Annotated in this window: 17 protein-coding genes; 6 read left to right on the top strand and 11 right to left on the bottom strand. The window is 63.2% G+C overall.

Annotated elements, in window-relative coordinates:
• Nucleotides 1-87: 87 nt before the first annotated feature.
• From llg_RS18745 to gspG, 6 genes are read right to left on the bottom strand one after another with little or no spacing between them, the layout of a single operon-like run.
• Nucleotides 88-1,344 (bottom strand): hypothetical protein, encoded by a 1,257-nt coding sequence (locus llg_RS18745; RefSeq protein ID WP_338286424.1) that lies wholly within the window; start codon nt 1,342-1,344, stop codon nt 88-90.
• Nucleotides 1,341-2,276 (bottom strand): hypothetical protein, encoded by a 936-nt coding sequence (locus llg_RS18750; RefSeq protein WP_338286426.1) that lies wholly within the window; start codon nt 2,274-2,276, stop codon nt 1,341-1,343. The genes llg_RS18745 and llg_RS18750 overlap by 4 nt, the downstream gene beginning before the upstream one ends.
• Complete coding sequence (locus llg_RS18755; protein WP_338286428.1) at nt 2,273-2,983, bottom strand: prepilin-type N-terminal cleavage/methylation domain-containing protein; 711 nt, start codon at nt 2,981-2,983, stop codon at nt 2,273-2,275. Before llg_RS18755 ends, llg_RS18750 begins: the two co-directional genes overlap by 4 nt.
• Nucleotides 2,980-3,396, bottom strand: a complete 417-nt coding sequence (locus llg_RS18760; protein ID WP_338286429.1) for a type II secretion system protein — start codon at nt 3,394-3,396, stop codon at nt 2,980-2,982. Before llg_RS18760 ends, llg_RS18755 begins: the two co-directional genes overlap by 4 nt.
• Nucleotides 3,393-3,947, bottom strand: a complete 555-nt coding sequence (locus tag llg_RS18765; RefSeq protein WP_338286430.1) for a hypothetical protein — start codon at nt 3,945-3,947, stop codon at nt 3,393-3,395. The genes llg_RS18760 and llg_RS18765 overlap by 4 nt, the downstream gene beginning before the upstream one ends.
• 34 nt (nt 3,948-3,981) lie before the next feature.
• Nucleotides 3,982-4,410: a type II secretion system major pseudopilin GspG gene (gene gspG, locus llg_RS18770; protein WP_338286433.1), complete on the bottom strand. Its 429-nt coding sequence runs from the start codon at nt 4,408-4,410 to the stop codon at nt 3,982-3,984.
• 171 nt (nt 4,411-4,581) lie between these two features.
• Between gspG and llg_RS18775 the strand changes: the two genes are divergently transcribed.
• Both llg_RS18775 and llg_RS18780 read left to right on the top strand, forming a co-directional pair.
• The gene (locus tag llg_RS18775) at nt 4,582-5,805 is read left to right on the top strand and encodes a saccharopine dehydrogenase family protein (RefSeq protein WP_338286434.1); all 1,224 of its coding nucleotides are present in this window, start codon (nt 4,582-4,584) and stop codon (nt 5,803-5,805) included.
• Nucleotides 5,806-5,896: 91 nt separating this feature from the next.
• The gene (locus tag llg_RS18780; protein WP_338286436.1) at nt 5,897-7,129 is read left to right on the top strand and encodes a carboxynorspermidine decarboxylase; all 1,233 of its coding nucleotides are present in this window, start codon (nt 5,897-5,899) and stop codon (nt 7,127-7,129) included.
• Nucleotides 7,130-7,238: 109 nt separating this feature from the next.
• On the opposite strand, the gene llg_RS18785 is transcribed toward llg_RS18780, so the two are convergent.
• The gene (locus tag llg_RS18785) at nt 7,239-8,096 is read right to left on the bottom strand and encodes an SPFH domain-containing protein (RefSeq protein WP_338286437.1); all 858 of its coding nucleotides are present in this window, start codon (nt 8,094-8,096) and stop codon (nt 7,239-7,241) included.
• Between the two features lie 106 nt (nt 8,097-8,202).
• Between llg_RS18785 and speA the strand changes: the two genes are divergently transcribed.
• Both speA and llg_RS18795 read left to right on the top strand, forming a co-directional pair.
• Nucleotides 8,203-10,149 (top strand): biosynthetic arginine decarboxylase, encoded by a 1,947-nt coding sequence (speA, locus tag llg_RS18790; protein ID WP_345789207.1) that lies wholly within the window; start codon nt 8,203-8,205, stop codon nt 10,147-10,149.
• Complete coding sequence (locus tag llg_RS18795) at nt 10,149-10,544, top strand: VOC family protein (protein ID WP_338286441.1); 396 nt, start codon at nt 10,149-10,151, stop codon at nt 10,542-10,544. Before speA ends, llg_RS18795 begins: the two co-directional genes overlap by 1 nt.
• A 13-nt stretch (nt 10,545-10,557) precedes the next feature.
• Here the strand turns inward: llg_RS18795 and llg_RS18800 are convergent, their stop codons facing one another.
• From llg_RS18800 to llg_RS18810, 3 genes are all read right to left on the bottom strand, one after another.
• Nucleotides 10,558-10,998 carry a hypothetical protein gene (locus llg_RS18800; RefSeq protein WP_338286443.1) on the bottom strand — a complete coding sequence of 147 codons (441 nt, stop codon included), beginning with the start codon at nt 10,996-10,998 and terminating at the stop codon, nt 10,558-10,560.
• 73 nt (nt 10,999-11,071) lie between these two features.
• On the bottom strand, nt 11,072-11,596 hold the full coding sequence (locus tag llg_RS18805; RefSeq protein ID WP_338286445.1) for a hypothetical protein: 525 nt from the start codon (nt 11,594-11,596) through the stop codon (nt 11,072-11,074).
• 49 nt (nt 11,597-11,645) lie between these two features.
• Nucleotides 11,646-12,452 (bottom strand): TIM barrel protein, encoded by an 807-nt coding sequence (locus llg_RS18810; RefSeq protein ID WP_338286447.1) that lies wholly within the window; start codon nt 12,450-12,452, stop codon nt 11,646-11,648.
• Between the two features lie 154 nt (nt 12,453-12,606).
• On the opposite strand from llg_RS18810, the gene llg_RS18815 reads away from it, so the two are divergent.
• A complete protein-coding gene (locus llg_RS18815) occupies nt 12,607-13,479 on the top strand; it encodes a LysR family transcriptional regulator (protein WP_338286449.1) in 873 nt (290 codons plus the stop codon).
• A complete protein-coding gene (locus llg_RS18820) occupies nt 13,469-14,404 on the top strand; it encodes a LysR family transcriptional regulator (RefSeq protein WP_338286452.1) in 936 nt (311 codons plus the stop codon). The genes llg_RS18815 and llg_RS18820 overlap by 11 nt, the downstream gene beginning before the upstream one ends.
• 208 nt (nt 14,405-14,612) lie before the next feature.
• On the opposite strand, the gene llg_RS18825 is transcribed toward llg_RS18820, so the two are convergent.
• Entirely contained in the window at nt 14,613-15,059 is a 447-nt protein-coding gene (locus tag llg_RS18825; RefSeq protein ID WP_338286454.1) for a hypothetical protein, read from the bottom strand.
• Nucleotides 15,060-15,063 lie beyond the last annotated feature (4 nt).

Consider the following 15,063-nt stretch of genomic DNA (forward strand, 5'->3'; position numbering starts at 1 on the left):
AAAAGGGGGTGGAAAGGAATTCCGGGATCAGCCGGACGAGAGAAAAAAGCCGCCCGGGCGCGGAATTGTCGGTTGACGGAAAACAAATCAGCGCCTTTGGGTCCCGGCTTGGGCCGTGCGGCCGGTGAACACGAAATCCCAACCCTTATTGGTTTGCGCCGGCTCTTGGTTTTCCCAAGTGAAAGCGGAAAGCTGGTCGCTCTTGTGAAGGGCCAGGTCGAATTGCTTGACGGGCCCCGGCTGCGGAGCTTGCCCCACCACCTTGATTTCATTGCCGTCGATGTCCGCGGACTTCAAGCGCACCCCGCCTGCGCCCCCGCCGGACGAAGGAATTGAACTCACCACCCGGTAGAGCAGCTCCACCGGGGATTTGCCGAGATCCACAACAGACTCGAGCTCATCCCACTTTGCAACGTGCTGCTGGTAAGCCATTCGCTGCGGAGCAACCTTCCCAGCCTCGGCTCGCAGTTGGGAAACCTTGCGATCCTTCATCCAGTAATCGTATCCAAACCAACCGAGGGTGCCCAAATACGCGATCCCGACGAGGGCCGCCGCGGCGATCATCTGGCGGCGACGCTGGGCGTGCTTGCGGGCCGCACGGACGTCATCCGGGAGCAGGTGGCTGCGCGGATCCGGGAGAACCGGCGCAGGTTTCGGGAAAATCTGGACCGGGATGCCGAAGGCGGTTTCCAGCGCCCCGACCGGCGGCTGAGCGGAGTCATAGACCACGACCCGCTCGGCGCGACAATCCAATCCCTGGAGGGACATCTGGATCAGGGCGAGACGCATTTCCCGGACCACCGCTCCATCCGGTGCCGGACCTTCGATACCGGTGGCCTGGCAATAGGCGAGCTTTCCACCCACCGAAACCGCGAACACCCAGCGACCGAACTCGCGCCAGAGCACGAGGGAATCCCCTTGGTACGGGACAGCGCGGGCGGAGAGGTCGAATTCCTTCGGCGTGCGGGCAGGCATTTCGCCGTCACCCGGCGTCCTAAGAACCACCGAGAGCAGGGTCGAGTTCTCGCCATCCTTCGCCACCACGAACTGGTCGGTGAGCTGGCCCGCCATCGGGTCGGGACGCAGGCCCTGGCGCTCCGCGTGCATCGCGGCGAGCTCCGGGAACAACGAGGCATCCTCGGTATTGACCTTCAGAGGCAGCGCCGTGAGGGCCCGGACCGGAAACAGCAGAATCACGTCGCCGGACGGCAAACCGGTGATCTCTCCCGCCCGGGCCGTGGGGGCCGTGGACAGCAAAGTAAACCCCGTGGCGGACGATCCCGACCAAATTTCCCACCCGGTCTCACCGGGAACCAGCATCAAATTGTCGGACGGTTTGCTCACGGAATCACTTCTTCGGTTCGTTCTAGGATGGCCGGACGGCCAGTGCGGTTGCGGAGAATCAGGGAAATCTTGCGGGTGGCCCCTTCGGCGTGGCCGACGCTTTCGATGCGCACGGTGGTGTCATTCGCCGCGAAACGCTGGGCGATGTCGGGACGACCGTTCGTGTCAACTCCTAGCAAGGAAAGCGCCTCGTTGACATTCTGGAAAGGAACATCGTCGTCGGTGTAACGGACCCCATCGGAACCCCGAACCTTTTCCACCACCTGATCGGCGGTTTCCACCGGCACCTCGGCGGCGGCGGCGATCAGCTCGGCGGAGGCTTCATTGACGTCCAGGGCCCCGGCGCTCCAGATGGTGAACCAGTTGCGCCAATCCGGCTTCACCGCCTCCACCCGGTCCATGCCGCGCACCAGACGCATTTCGTCGAGGCTGTAAAACGGATGATTGAAAGGCTGATTGATACGCCCTTCCCTCTCATACCAATCCCGCTCCGCGCCATTCATAGCCACCTCGTCGTCGGAATCGATCCAGTCGCCCAGCGCATCGGTCACCTGCTGGGCCTCTTCCATTTCCAAGCCCCAGTCGGAGAACATCTTGCGCAGCAGCGGCTTGTCGTCACGCAGCAGGATCGCGTTGATATTGAAGCGTCCGCCCTCGGAAGCGATCTTGACGTCGTAACTGCCCCCCACTTCCTCATCGGTGTGATGGAGAAGCGGATCGCTCGGCTTCACGGCCGGATTGGAAGCGACCGCCACGCCCATTTCGGCGAGCTGCTTCGCCTCGAAGCCATGGATCTTGGCGGACGCCACCTTGGTGTCGAACGAAACCACCCGCAGCGTCGCCATGCAGGCGATGCCGAGAATGGCGACCAGCCAGATCACGGCCAGAAGGGCCATGCCGCGGCGGCGTTTGGAATGAATTCTGGAGATCATGGCGTCGGTTGCTGCCTCGGCTGCGACTGCCCGAGCTGGCGCATCAGCACCTCCGGATTCTGTTTCGGCGTCAGCCAGAAGATCTGGCGGATTTCCTGCCCCTGGGCACCGAAAGCCATCTTGAGCTCCAGCATCAGCGGGAGACGGCCTTGGATGTCCCAGTCGTATTGCCATTCCATGGTCCGGCCATCCATGACCTGCCATTCGAAATAGTTCACATCCTCCAGCAGCACGATCTCGGCGAACGGCTTGTTATCGATGCTCGAACTGGCCGGCTCATTCGCGGCCTGGGTCGAGCCCTCAAGGATTTCATTCTCGTAGTAGCGCAGGACGATGTTGAGATACCCGTCGCTGCGCCGCACCGTGGAAATCTGCACGGCCTTGGCAATGCGCTCGCCGCCGCCCCAGTTGAAGCTCAGCGGGACGTTCTGGAGCGTGAGATCGGAGAGGATCTGCGTGCCCTCCTGATACTTGAGATCGAAGCGCGTGTTCCCCGGCAGCGAGGAGAACCGGCGGGAAAGAAGCTCGAAGAACGCCTGGTGGAGCATCTCCTCGTTCTGGGTCTTCACGACGGTGTTCCCGAGCGCCAGGGAGGCATGGGAGGTCGTGAACACCATCCCCATGAGCATGGCGAGCAGCATGATGGCCAGCACCAGCTCCAGCATGGTGAAGCCCTTGCGCCTCGGTTTTGGAACGGAAATCTTCACGGTTGATACATGCGCGAGTAGCGCCAGACCCGGGCGCTTTGCTCCTGCTCCTGGTTGTTCTCGGTCCACCGGGCGATGACCGTGATGAGATACATTTCCTGCAGGGCCTGCCCGTCCTCGTTCTGGAGCTGGTCCTGCATGGCCTCCACCTTGGTGACCACCTCCGTGTCCGCTTCCGCCAGCACCGTGGTGGTGGTGCCCTCCTCCATGGTCGGAGCGGCGAGGGCCTCGTCGAGGGCGCTTTCCAAGATCCGGGTGATGCGCAGCTTGCTCTGGGCATACTGCGCGGTGGCGGACATCCGGCTGATGGCCACGACAAACGCCACCGCCGCCGTGCCGAAAATGGCCAAGGCGAGGACCACCTCAAGCATGAGGAAGCCTTTGCGGGCGCGTTTGTGGAGGCTGGAGATCATTTGAATTCGGTCGCGGAATCCCGGATCGAGGCAGTCAGGGGGTGGTATTCGTCTTCAATCCAGCCATCCTTGTAGGTCAGGCGGACGGAGATGGGTTCGCAGAGCCCCTCGGGATCGAAACGCCAGACTTCCGGCCGGCGTTCATCCATCGGGACCCATTTGTCAGCGCCCCAGTGGCGGACCATCATCGAAAACTCCCCATCCAGGGCGATTTCGTCATGGACCGGGGCCTGGGCCGCGGCGGAAGGCGAAACCTCTTCATCCGTGGGCGATTCCGCGGAATGGGAGGAACGCTGGGAACCGAGCGAGCGGGAGACATTCTGTTCCGTGCCGCTCATTTCGGCCAGCGGCATCAGGAGCACCTTTCCGGGCACGAACACGATGGCGTAGGGCTTCTGCTGCAGCAACGCGATCATCCGGGCACGCTTGGCCATGATCTCCACCTCACCGGAAACCCGGCGGAGCTCCCGCTCCGAGGTGTGATAGACCATCAAACCGACCGCCCCTCCGATCACGAGAGCCGCGATGGCCAACACCATGACGATTTCCATCAGGGTGAAGCCAGCGCGCGAAGCCCTGCGGCCCTTAGTCGTCCTGGCTGCTGAGGTCATCTTCCGTTCCTTCGATGCCGTCCGGGCCCTTGCTGATGATTTCGAACTCGGCCGGCTTCTTGCGGCCCGGGAACTTGTAACCATACTGATTCTTCCACGGGTCGGTCGGCACCGCGGTCATGGTCTGGGCCCACTTGCGGGCGCTGGCCGGACGGTGCACCAGGGCATCGAGGCCTTCCTGAGTCGTGGGATAGTTGCCGGCGTTGATCTTGTACATCTCCAGCGAGGAGCCGAGCGACTTCATGTCGGCGGTCGTCTGGGTGATTTTGGCCTGGTTGCCGATGCCCTTCATGGCGAAAATGGCCCCCCCGAGGATCATCGCGATGATCCCGAGAACGATGACCATTTCAAGGAGGGTGAAGCCTTTGCGGCGGATCTGGCGGTTGGGGCGGGTGGTTTTCATTCTTTGAAAATGACTGGCTCTTGGCCGGGCGGCACAAGGCTTACAGGGATGAAAACGCCGGGCGATGGAAAAGTTGCCGGTAAAAGTTACATCCGGGGCAGGAAAGTTCCCGGGAAATCCTTGCCAGCCCGGCCGGATTTTCCCACCCCTGTGGCCCGCAAATCTCATCCCATGAACAAGGTTCTCCTCATCGGCGCCGGGGGCGTCGGCAGCGTCGTCGCCCACAAATGCGCCATGGTTCCCTCCGTTTTCGGGGAAATCACCCTCGCCTCCCGCACCAAATCGAAGTGCGACGCCATCGCCGCCGAGGTCAAGAAGCGCACCGGCCGGGACATCGCCACCGCCCAGGTGGACGCCGATGATCCGAAGCAGACCGCCGAGCTGATCCGCAAGACCGGCGCCACCCTGGTGGTCAACGTCGCCCTGCCCTACCAGGACCTGACCATCATGGAAGCCTGCCTGGACGCCGGGGTGGACTACCTGGACACCGCCAACTACGAGCCGAAGGACGTCGCGAAATTCGAATACTCTTGGCAATGGGCGCTCCAGGACAAGTGGCTCTCCGCCGGTCGCTCCGCTCTGCTCGGCTCCGGTTTCGACCCGGGCGTGACCAACGTTTTCACCGCCTGGGCGCTGAAGCACCACTTCGACGAGATCCACACCCTCGACATCATCGATGTGAACGGCGGCAACCACGGCAAGGCCTTCGCCACCAACTTCAATCCGGAGATCAACATCCGCGAGGTGACCGCCGAGTGCCGCCACTGGGAGAACGGCCAGTTCGTCGAAACCCCGCCGATGTCGAAGCACCAGGCCTTCACCTGCCCGCAGGGCGTCGGCACCTATGAGATCTACCGCATGTACCACGAGGAACTGGAGTCCCTCGTGAAGCACATCCCCACGATCAAGCGCGCGCAGTTCTGGATGTCGTTCTCGCCGAACTACCTGAAGCACCTCGAAGTGCTCCAGAACGTCGGCATGACCCGCATCGACCCCGTCGTTTACCAAGGCGTGGAGATCATCCCGCTCCAGTTCCTCAAGGCGGTCCTGCCGGACCCGGGCGAACTCGGCCAGACCACCAAGGGCAAGACCTGCATCGGCAATGTCATCACCGGCGTGAAGGACGGCCAGCCGAAGGCGATCTACATCTACAACATCTGCGACCACGAGGCGTGCTTCGCCGAAGTCGGCTCCCAGGCGATCTCCTACACCACCGGCGTCCCGGCGATGATCGGCGCGAAGCAGATGCTGGAAGGCAACTGGCGCAAGCCGGGCGTCTGGAACATGGAGCAGTACGATCCGGACGCGTTCATGGCCGACCTGAACGAGCACGGCCTGCCGTGGCAGTTCATCGAGCTGACCCAGGAACAGGCGGCGGCGTTCCAGGTGGCATAACCGACACTTCCCGAAGGCTTCAAAGGCGCGGCTCCCTCACGGGGCCGCGCTTTTCCTTTTACGGGGTGCGGAGCGCGTCTAACGTGCGCGCGTGTCCGCCGCCTACGTCGTCTCCCTCGCCGCGCTCGAGCGCAATGCCCGCATCCTCCGCGAAACCGCCGATGCCGCGGGCTGCAAGCTGGTGCTCGCCCTGAAGGGCTTTTCCTGCTGGAAGGCCTTCGACACGATCCGCCCGTATCTCGACGGCTGCTGCGCCTCGGGCCTGTGGGAGGGCCTGCTGGCCCGCGATTACTTCGGAAAACATGTGGTGACCTATTCCCCCGGCTATACCGAGGAGGACATCCGCGAGTTGTGCGAGTTCACGCACCATCTCGATTTCAATTCGCTCTCCCAGTGGTTCCGGTTCCGCGGGATCGTGATGACCCACCCGCGCTTCAAGAGCGGCGAGCTGCTCTGCGGCCTGCGCGTGAACCCCCAGTGCTCCACCGGCAGCACCCCACTCTACGATCCCTGTGTGGCGGGTTCGCGGCTCGGCATCACCGCGGATCAATTGGAAGGCGTGGACCTCACCGGCTTGTCCGGCCTGCACTTCCACACGCTCTGCGAACAGAATTCCGACGACCTCGAGAAGACGCTCGTCGCGGTGGAAGAAAAGTTCGGCCACCTGCTGCGCTCGGAGCAATTCACCTATCTCAACATGGGCGGTGGCCACTGGATCACCAAGCCATTCTACGACCGCGCCCTGCTGGCGCGACTGGTGCAGGAAACCAAGGCCAAATACGGCGTCGAGGTCTGGCTGGAACCCGGCGAGGCCGCGGCGATCCACACCGGCGTGCTGCGCTCGACCGTGCTCGATGTCTTCGAATCCGCGGGCCACAAGCTCGTCATCCTCGACATCTCCGCCACCGCCCACATGCCGGATGTGCTGGAAATGCCCTACCGCCCGGACGTGTTCCTGGTGGACCGGCATGAGCCGCCGGTGGAGCAGGAATCGCTTCCGGCCGTCACGTTCCCGGGCGAGTTCTATCACCCCGCCGGTGATCCTTCGTCCAATCCCGCGCTGCGCGATCCCGAAGCGGCGTTCATCTACCGGATCGGCGGCCCGACCTGCCTCGCGGGCGACGTCACCGGCGATTTCGCGTTCCACCGTCCGCTGGAGGTAGGCGATGTGATCGTGTTCGACGACATGGCGCACTACACCATGGTGAAGACCACGACCTTCAACGGCGTGAAGCATCCGGCGATCGTGCTGCAGCGGCCCGATGGCACGCTGGAGACGATCCGGGAGTTCGGCTACGCGGACTTCCGGGACCGACTGGCGTAATTGCACAATCATTGCTGCTTGTGGGTGGGGATGGCGGACCGTTGTTAGAACGTCCGGACCTCCGGAAGCAGTCCGCTCCACCCATGCGCAAATTGGAAACTTACGCTACCTAGCCCACATTCCCCGTCGCCAGCACCGGCTGCATGTGGGATTCGGACACGAGCGAGATCATGAGGTTGTTCACCATCGTCGCCTTCTGGGCTTCGTTGAGGTGGACGATGCCATCCTCCTCCAGCTTCTTCAGGGCCACCTCGACCATCCCGACCGCGCCGTCCACAATCAGCTGGCGGGCGGCGATCACGGCGGCGGCCTGCTGGCGGCGGAGCATCGCCTGGGCGATTTCCGGGCTGTAGGCGAGGTGGGAAAGCTGGGCCTCAATGATCTCGATGCCCGCGGCACCCACCCGGTCCTGGAGTTCCCTCTGCATGGTGGTTCCCACCTGCTCCGGAGATCCGCGGAGGGACAGCTCGCCGGTCTGGTGCGGCTCATACGGGTAATGGCTGGCCAGGTGACGCAGCGCGGTTTCGCACTGGATGTTGATGAACGACTGGTAGTTTTCCACGTCGAAGAAAGCCTTGGCCGTGTCCACCACCCGCCAGACGATCACGCAGGCGATCTCGATCGGATTGCCCTGGGCGTCGTTCACCTTGAGCTGCGGGCTCTGGAAATTGCTCACCTTGAGCGAGATGGGGCTCTTGCTGGCGAAGGGATTGGCGAACCAGAAACCGGGTTCGCGGACGGTGCCGGTGTATTTTCCGAAGAAGGTCAGCACCTTCCCCTCGTTCGGGGACACGATGAAAAGCCCCTTCAGCCACAGGATCAGGACGGGCACGATCAGGACCAACAGGAACGGGGCTTCCTGCAGGATCACCAGGTGCTTGCCGGTCGCCACGGTACCTCCAACAGCCGCGATCAGGAGCAGGAAGGGCAGCAAGCCCTGGACGCAAATGGCCTTTCGTTCGGTCATGCCTCCTTTTCAGCGAAAAATCCCTGCTGCGGCAAGCCCTCGGTGAAAATCCCGCCTCATCGCGAGTTCCCCTTTATTTTCCCGGGAAATGACGTTTTCCTCCCGCATGGTTCCTCCGACCGACACCGCCGAGAAAACCGCCAAGCGCAAGGCCCACAAGGACTGGTCCCCCGCCAAGTCCGCCGAGCTCTATGGCATCGACAACTGGGGACACGGATTCTTCGGTGTCAACAAGCACGGCGACGTGACGGTCAACCTGGCCGATGACAACGGCACCGCTGGTGTTTCGCTGCACGAGGTGATCGAAGGCCTGCGCGACCGCGGCACCCATCTGCCCGTCCTTCTCCGTTTCCGTGATCTGCTGCACAACCGCATCGCCGAGATCAACACCTCCTTCCGCAAGGCGATCAAGGACGTGGGCTTCAAGGGCAGCTACCGCGGCGTCTATCCGATCAAGGTCAACCAGCAGCGCCAGGTCATCGAGGAGATCACCGAATTCGGGAAGCAGTTCCACTACGGCCTGGAAGCCGGTTCGAAGCCCGAGCTGATCGCCGCGCTGGCCCACATGCACGACCCGGAAGCCTATCTGGTCTGCAACGGCTACAAGGACGAGGAGTTCATCGACCTCGCGCTCAACGCCCAGAAGATGGGTCTGCGCGTGATGCTGGTGCTCGAGATGCCGTCCGAGCTCGATCTCATCCTCGAACGCTCCCGCAAGCTCGGCATCCTGCCGAACCTCGGCGTGCGCGTGCGCCTCTCCACCCGCGGCTCCGGCCACTGGAGCGAGAGCGCCGGCGACAAGTCCGTGTTCGGCCTCAGCGCCGCTCAGGTCATCGAGGCCGTGGACCGCCTGAAGGATTCCGGCTACCTCGGCTGCCTGAAGATGCTGCACTACCACCAGGGCAGCCAGATCCCGAACATCGCGGCGATCCGCGAAGGCGCCACCGAGGCGACCCGCATGTACTGCGACCTGATCAAGGAGGGCGCTCCGATGGGCGTGCTCGACATCGGCGGCGGCATGGCGGTCGATTACGACGGCTCCCACACCAATTTCCACTCCTCCTGCAACTACTCGGTGCAGGAATACTGCGCGGACGTCGTCGAGACGATCGCCCAGATTTGCGACAAGGCCGGCGTGGCCCACCCGAACCTGATCTCGGAATCCGGCCGCGCGGTGGTGTCCTACTACTCGGTGCTCGTTTTCAACATCCTGGACGTCACCAGCGCCCAGACCACCGACAAGGCTCCCGCCGTGCCGGACAACGCGCCGCAGAACCTCCTGAACATCATCGAGGTCAACAAGGTCATCAGCAAAAAGAATCTCCAGGAGTGCTTCAACGACGCGATCTACTACCGCGACCAAATGCGCGCCCAGTTCTTCTACGGCAGCGCCACCCTGCGTGAGCGCGGCCTGGCCGAGGCCTGGTTCTGGCACATTCTCACCAAGATCTCGAAGCTCCTCAACGACCTCGACGAGGTGCCGGAGGACCTCCGCGAGCTGTCCTCGACGCTGGTCGATTACTACTACGGCAACTTCAGCCTCTTCCAATCGCTGCCGGACTCCTGGGCGATCGAGCAGATCTTCCCGGTGATGCCCATCCACCGCCTCGACGAGCGCCCGCTGCACCGCGCGGTGCTGGCGGACATCACCTGCGACTGCGATGGCAAGATCGACCGCTTCATCGACAAGGAGGACGTCGCCAAGATCCTGCCGCTGCACGACTTCAAGCCGGACGAACCCTACTACGTCGCCGTCTTCCTCGTCGGCGCGTATCAGGAAACCCTCGGTGACCTCCACAACCTGCTCGGCGACACCAACGTGGTCGGCGTGCACCTGGAGAACGGCAAGCCGGTCTACACCCACGAGGTGGAAGGCGACACCGTGGCCGACGTGCTGACCTACGTGGAATACGATCCGAAGGAGCTGGTGACGAAGTTCCGCAACTTCGCCGAGAAGGCGGTCGTCGAAGGCCGCATCTCACCGAAGGAACGCCGCGAGATCCTGGACATCTACCGCACCGGCCTCGGCGGATACACCTACTTCGAGAGCTGATGCGGATCGCCTCGCTCGACCACCTCGTGCTCACCGTGCGCGATATCCCGCGCACGGTGGCGTTTTATGAGCAGGTCATGGGCATGGAACCGCGGACCTTTGGAGCCGGCCGCGTCGCGCTCCATTTCGGCACGCAGAAGGTCAACCTGCATGACGCCGCGGCACCGGTGGAACCCCACGCCGCCGCGCCGACACCCGGCTCCTCGGACCTCTGTTTCCTGACAGAGCGCCCGATCGACGAGGTGGTGTGCCAGCTTCTGGATCACGGGGTGCCGATCCTCGAAGGACCGGTCCCGCGCACCGGAGCGCAGGGGCCCATCCTGTCGGTCTATTTCCGCGATCCGGATGGAAACCTGATCGAGGTGGGCGAGCCGTTGCAGACCGACAGGAGGTGAGCGGAGCGGCCGCCTATTTCTTCGCGTTGGCGGGGTCGAGGTAGTTGGCGCTGTAGGCCTTGCCCATCAACTTCTGGTCCTTGTCGTAGACCTCCACGCCCCAGCCGACGTATTCGTTGCCCGACTTGTCATCGCCGAATTTCTGCGGGGAGGTCGTGACGGTCGCATCTCCGTGGGTAAATTTCGCGGTCAGGGTTTCCTGGGGCCCGGTCGAGACGTTCTTGGTTTTCGAGTTCCGGAGGAAGAAGGTGCAGCGCACCTCCATGTCGCCGGGGACCTGCTGGACGATGCTGGCGATGCGGACTTCCAGTTGCTTGGTCTGGACGTTGCCATCCTTCTTGCTGGCGACGATTCTGCCTTGGACTTTCAAGGGCAGGGATTCCAATCCAGCGGAGGCCACGGACACGAGACCGCAAGCGAGAAGCAGCGGCAATACAATGGAGCGTATGAACATCCCTACTCAGGCGCAAAAACGGCCCGATAGGTCAACAATTGTTTTAAGGTGAGTGGTTTAGGCTACATACCACTCATTGCTTGCTGTTCTCCGGATCGAGGTGGTCGGCGCTGTAAGCCTTGCCGATGAGAACGTGGTTCTGGCCATAGACCCGGATCCCCCACCCCGCGTATTCGTGGCCGCTGGCCTCCACTTTCTTGACGTTGGTCTTCGGCTTGCCGTTGGGCTTGGTGCCGCCGCCCAGATAGTGCTGCTGGTTGGATTTGAACTCCTCCACCGGTGTTTCAAGGCTGGCGCGCCCTCCGGACAGGGTCGCGGCGAGGTTCAGCTCCTTTTCCACGACCACCTTGTCGCTCTTGAGATCGCGGGCGTAAAAGATGCAGGTGACTTGGAGAGGCCCCGGGTCCTTTGAAGAAAGAGTGGTCAGCTCGATCCGGAGCTTCTTTTCCTGCACCTGCTTCTCCTTCTTGCCACCGGTCTCAAGGCCGGTGCCGACGATCTTGCCCTCCACCTTGAGCGGCAGCGGGGCGAGATCGGCCGAGGCAGGCACGACACCGAGCCAGCCCACCGCGGCCATCGAAAGCAGTTTCCGGATCATAGTGATGCAACCTCGCCACCGCGGCAAAGTTGCGATCCCTTCGCGACGGTCACACCGAGGCGGAATCCACCGCGTGGAGGCGCTCCGCCGCGCGGCGGGCGTCCATGTCCTGCGGGATGCACTCCGCGCCGAGCGGAAGCGGCAAGCCGAGCTCGCGGACCACCTTGAAGACCTCGCCGTAGTTCACCTCGCCGGTCGAGGGTTCGTGGCGATCCGGGCTGTCGGCGAACTGGACGTAGCCGATCCATTTCACGCCCTTGCGCAGGTTGTCGATCAGGTTGCCCTCGGTGCGCTGCATGTGGAAAAGGTCCCAGTTCAGCTTCACGTGCTCCGACCCGATCGCCTCGCAGAGTGCGATACCATCGGCGCTGCCGTAGAGGCAGTGGTCGGGGTGGTTGTAGGGGTTCATCGGCTCCAGGATCACGGTCTTGCCATGGCGTTCCAGCACCGGCACGGCGGCCTTGAGCTTGTCCACGACCGAGGCGTGCATCTGCTCCTTGGTGAGACCGGGGACGTTGTCGCCGCAGACCACCGTCATCAGGTCGCAGCCCGGGAGGATCTTCGAGGCCTCGCAGGACGCCTCGATCTCGGCCACGAATTTCTCCACCGGAAACGCGGGGTCGTTGATCTCCTTGCCGAAACCCCAGGCGGTGAACTGGGTGGCGGTCATGCCGTGGCGGCGTAGTGCCTCGGCCCCGGCGGTGAGGTCCTTGTCCTTCCACGTCCAGAGCTCGATGGCCGGAAATCCGAGGGCGGCGGATTGTTCGATGCGGGAAACGAAGTCGCCCTCGAACCACATTTCGATGTTCACGGCGATCGGGGTGTTGGGCGTGCGGCCAGGCAATGGAGCGGACATGCGCGGAGATTGCGCAAGAACCATTGGCGGAGCCAGCGAGAAGGGGCTAGAACGGAAAAGTCGTTCTCAAGAGACGGCCCCCGGTTGACTCGACTTCGAGAGGCTCCATAACTTTCCCAAAACCCCACGCCTCTCCCCGGCGGTCACCCCCAACATGGATCAATACCATCTGTTACCCCGCATCACCTTCCGCCAGTTGGAGGTGCTGAGGGCCGTTTACCGCGAGCGGTCATTCGCGAACGCGGCGCTGGACCTGCACAGCACGCGTGGCAACGTGAAACGGATGTGCGCCGAACTGGAGCAGATCCTCGGCGGGAAGCTGTTCGAGAACGAGGCCACCCACACGCTCCAACCGACTCCATTCGCGGAGGCGATGGTCGCCCAGATGGGACCGCTGGTCCGCAGCGTGCGGAAACTGGAGGAGGCCGTGGCGATGATGCACGAGACCGGCCGGGTGCTGCGCCTGGCGGCCACACCGGAATTGTTCGACAGCGGCTGGTTCACCGGGTTCCTGCGGAGGTTCCGCACCCACTGCCCGTTCCGGGTCTGCTGTGTGATGATGGACGACCGGCGATTCCGCACAGCACTGCTGAACGCCGAGTGCGACGTGTTCCTCGGCTGCGGAATGACCCCGACAGACAAGCTCGACACCGTGGATCTGGGCTCGGTCCCCTGGCGGCTGATCGGCCCCGAAGGCGAGATCCAAATGCCCTTGCCTTCGAACCTAAAGGAGACCTCGTGGAAGTTGGAGGACAACGGCGATCCGGAAGCCATGGAACGCCTGCTGGAGTCCCTGCAACAGGCCGGAGCCGGACGGGGCGAATTGCTCGCACCTTCCGTATCACGGACCTGGCAGGAGAAACCGAAATCCATCCCGGCGGGAAGCGTGCTGCTGGTGCCGGACACCCACAGCGACCACCACGGTTCGCACGTCTGGCCGTCCCACCACTACGCGGCCTTCGTCCGACGGAATCATCCGTATTCCGAACTGAAACCCCTTCTCGAATCCGCCGCGCATGGAATTTGAACTCCGCAGCCTGCTCGTCTTCCGACACCTCGCCGGATGCGGCAGCTTCAGCGAAACCGCCAAGCACTGGGGCATCTCCCAGCCGGCGGTGAGCCTGACCATTTCGAAGCTGGAGAGCGCGGTGGGTCTGGTGCTCTTCGAGCGCTCCCCCACGGGCGCGAAACTCACCACTGACGGCCACGCCTTCATGCCACGGGCCGATGAGGTCTGCCAGTGCTACGCCGGTCTGATCGACGGGCTGCGGACCTGGAACCGGCGGGAAACGCGGGAGGTCCTGTTGGCCTGTGACGGCACCTCGATCGGCCGGACCTTGATCGAGGATCTGGCCGCGAACAAGGTGCCGAATCTGACCACCAAGGTGGTGACCTGCGATCTCCACGACCGCTGGGGCGCGGGACTGGAAACGAACCGCTTCGACCTCGCGCTGTCCGGCCGCTTCCTGCGGGCGGGCCTTGATTCGAACATCCAGGAAGCCGTGCTGCTGCGGGAACGCGGGATCACGGTGGCGTGGAATCCGGTGTTCCATTCGTTCGATACCCAGCAGTTCAGTTTCCCGGAGATCCTGAAGTCCACCGTGCTGCTGCCCACCGTGAAGGTGGTGGCGGGCTTCGACGAGTTCTTCGCCCGCTGGTGCCACGAGGCCTATGGAACCCAGCCCGCGCACGTGATGTCCTTCGACACCGAGGCCGCGGCGGCCGCGGCCTGCAAGGCGGGCCTGGGCGTGATGCTCGCGCCCGGCGATCTGATGCCGCGGCTGGGAACGGAGTCGAAGCACTACGAGAGTGTCCGCACCTTCGAGTTCCTGCTGCCCCAGGCCTTCACCTACGGCATCTACTGCCGGGCCGAGGAAACGTCCAAGGACGTGCTTTCCACGGCTGCCGCGATCTCCAGCCACCTCTCGAAACGCGGCCTGCTGGCCCGCTAGGAGGGCCCGGTTATAGGTGTATAACGGGAATATCTCCGGCGTCTCTCGTCGGGCATATGGCCCTGCGGCATATTGGTTCTGCTGTCCCGCACGTCGTTATTTCACCCCAAAAGGAAGGAATAACACGAACCCAGCCAGCCCTTGCCGGCCGTTCGTGACGACAGAGCCGGCAGCCGCATTTCCCCACGGCTGCCGGCCATGTGCCGGATCACTCGGCGTGATCGCAGGTGCAGGCGTATTCCGGGTGCTTGCACTCGCCGCAGGTGGCGAGGTTCGCGCCGAATTTCTCGGTCACGGTCTTGCCGTCGGCGGTGGCCTTGATCTGGATCACCACGGGCAGGTTGTTTCCTTCCGGCAGCGGCTTGTCCGAGACGTAGGAGTCGCCGTCCTTGGTGAACGTGAGCTTGGTGGGGTTCGCTCGGTCGCCACCGGTCAGGGTGATCTGCGCGTTTTCCTGGGTCATGGGCTTGTCCTCGGCATTGAGGAAGGTGATGCGGACCTTCTTGTCGGGGGTGACGAAGAACTCGGCATGGGGTTCGCCCTTCTTCAGGATACGGCCGCCGTTTGGACCGGCCTTGCCGACGGAACCGTGGGCGTGGACGGGAGAAGCGAGGAACGCGGCCACCAGGCCGGTGAGGATCAGGATGTGTTTCATGTTT

Origin of the sequence: Luteolibacter sp. LG18, assembly GCF_036322585.1 — a bacterium.
Lineage (GTDB): Bacteria > Verrucomicrobiota > Verrucomicrobiia > Verrucomicrobiales > Akkermansiaceae > Luteolibacter.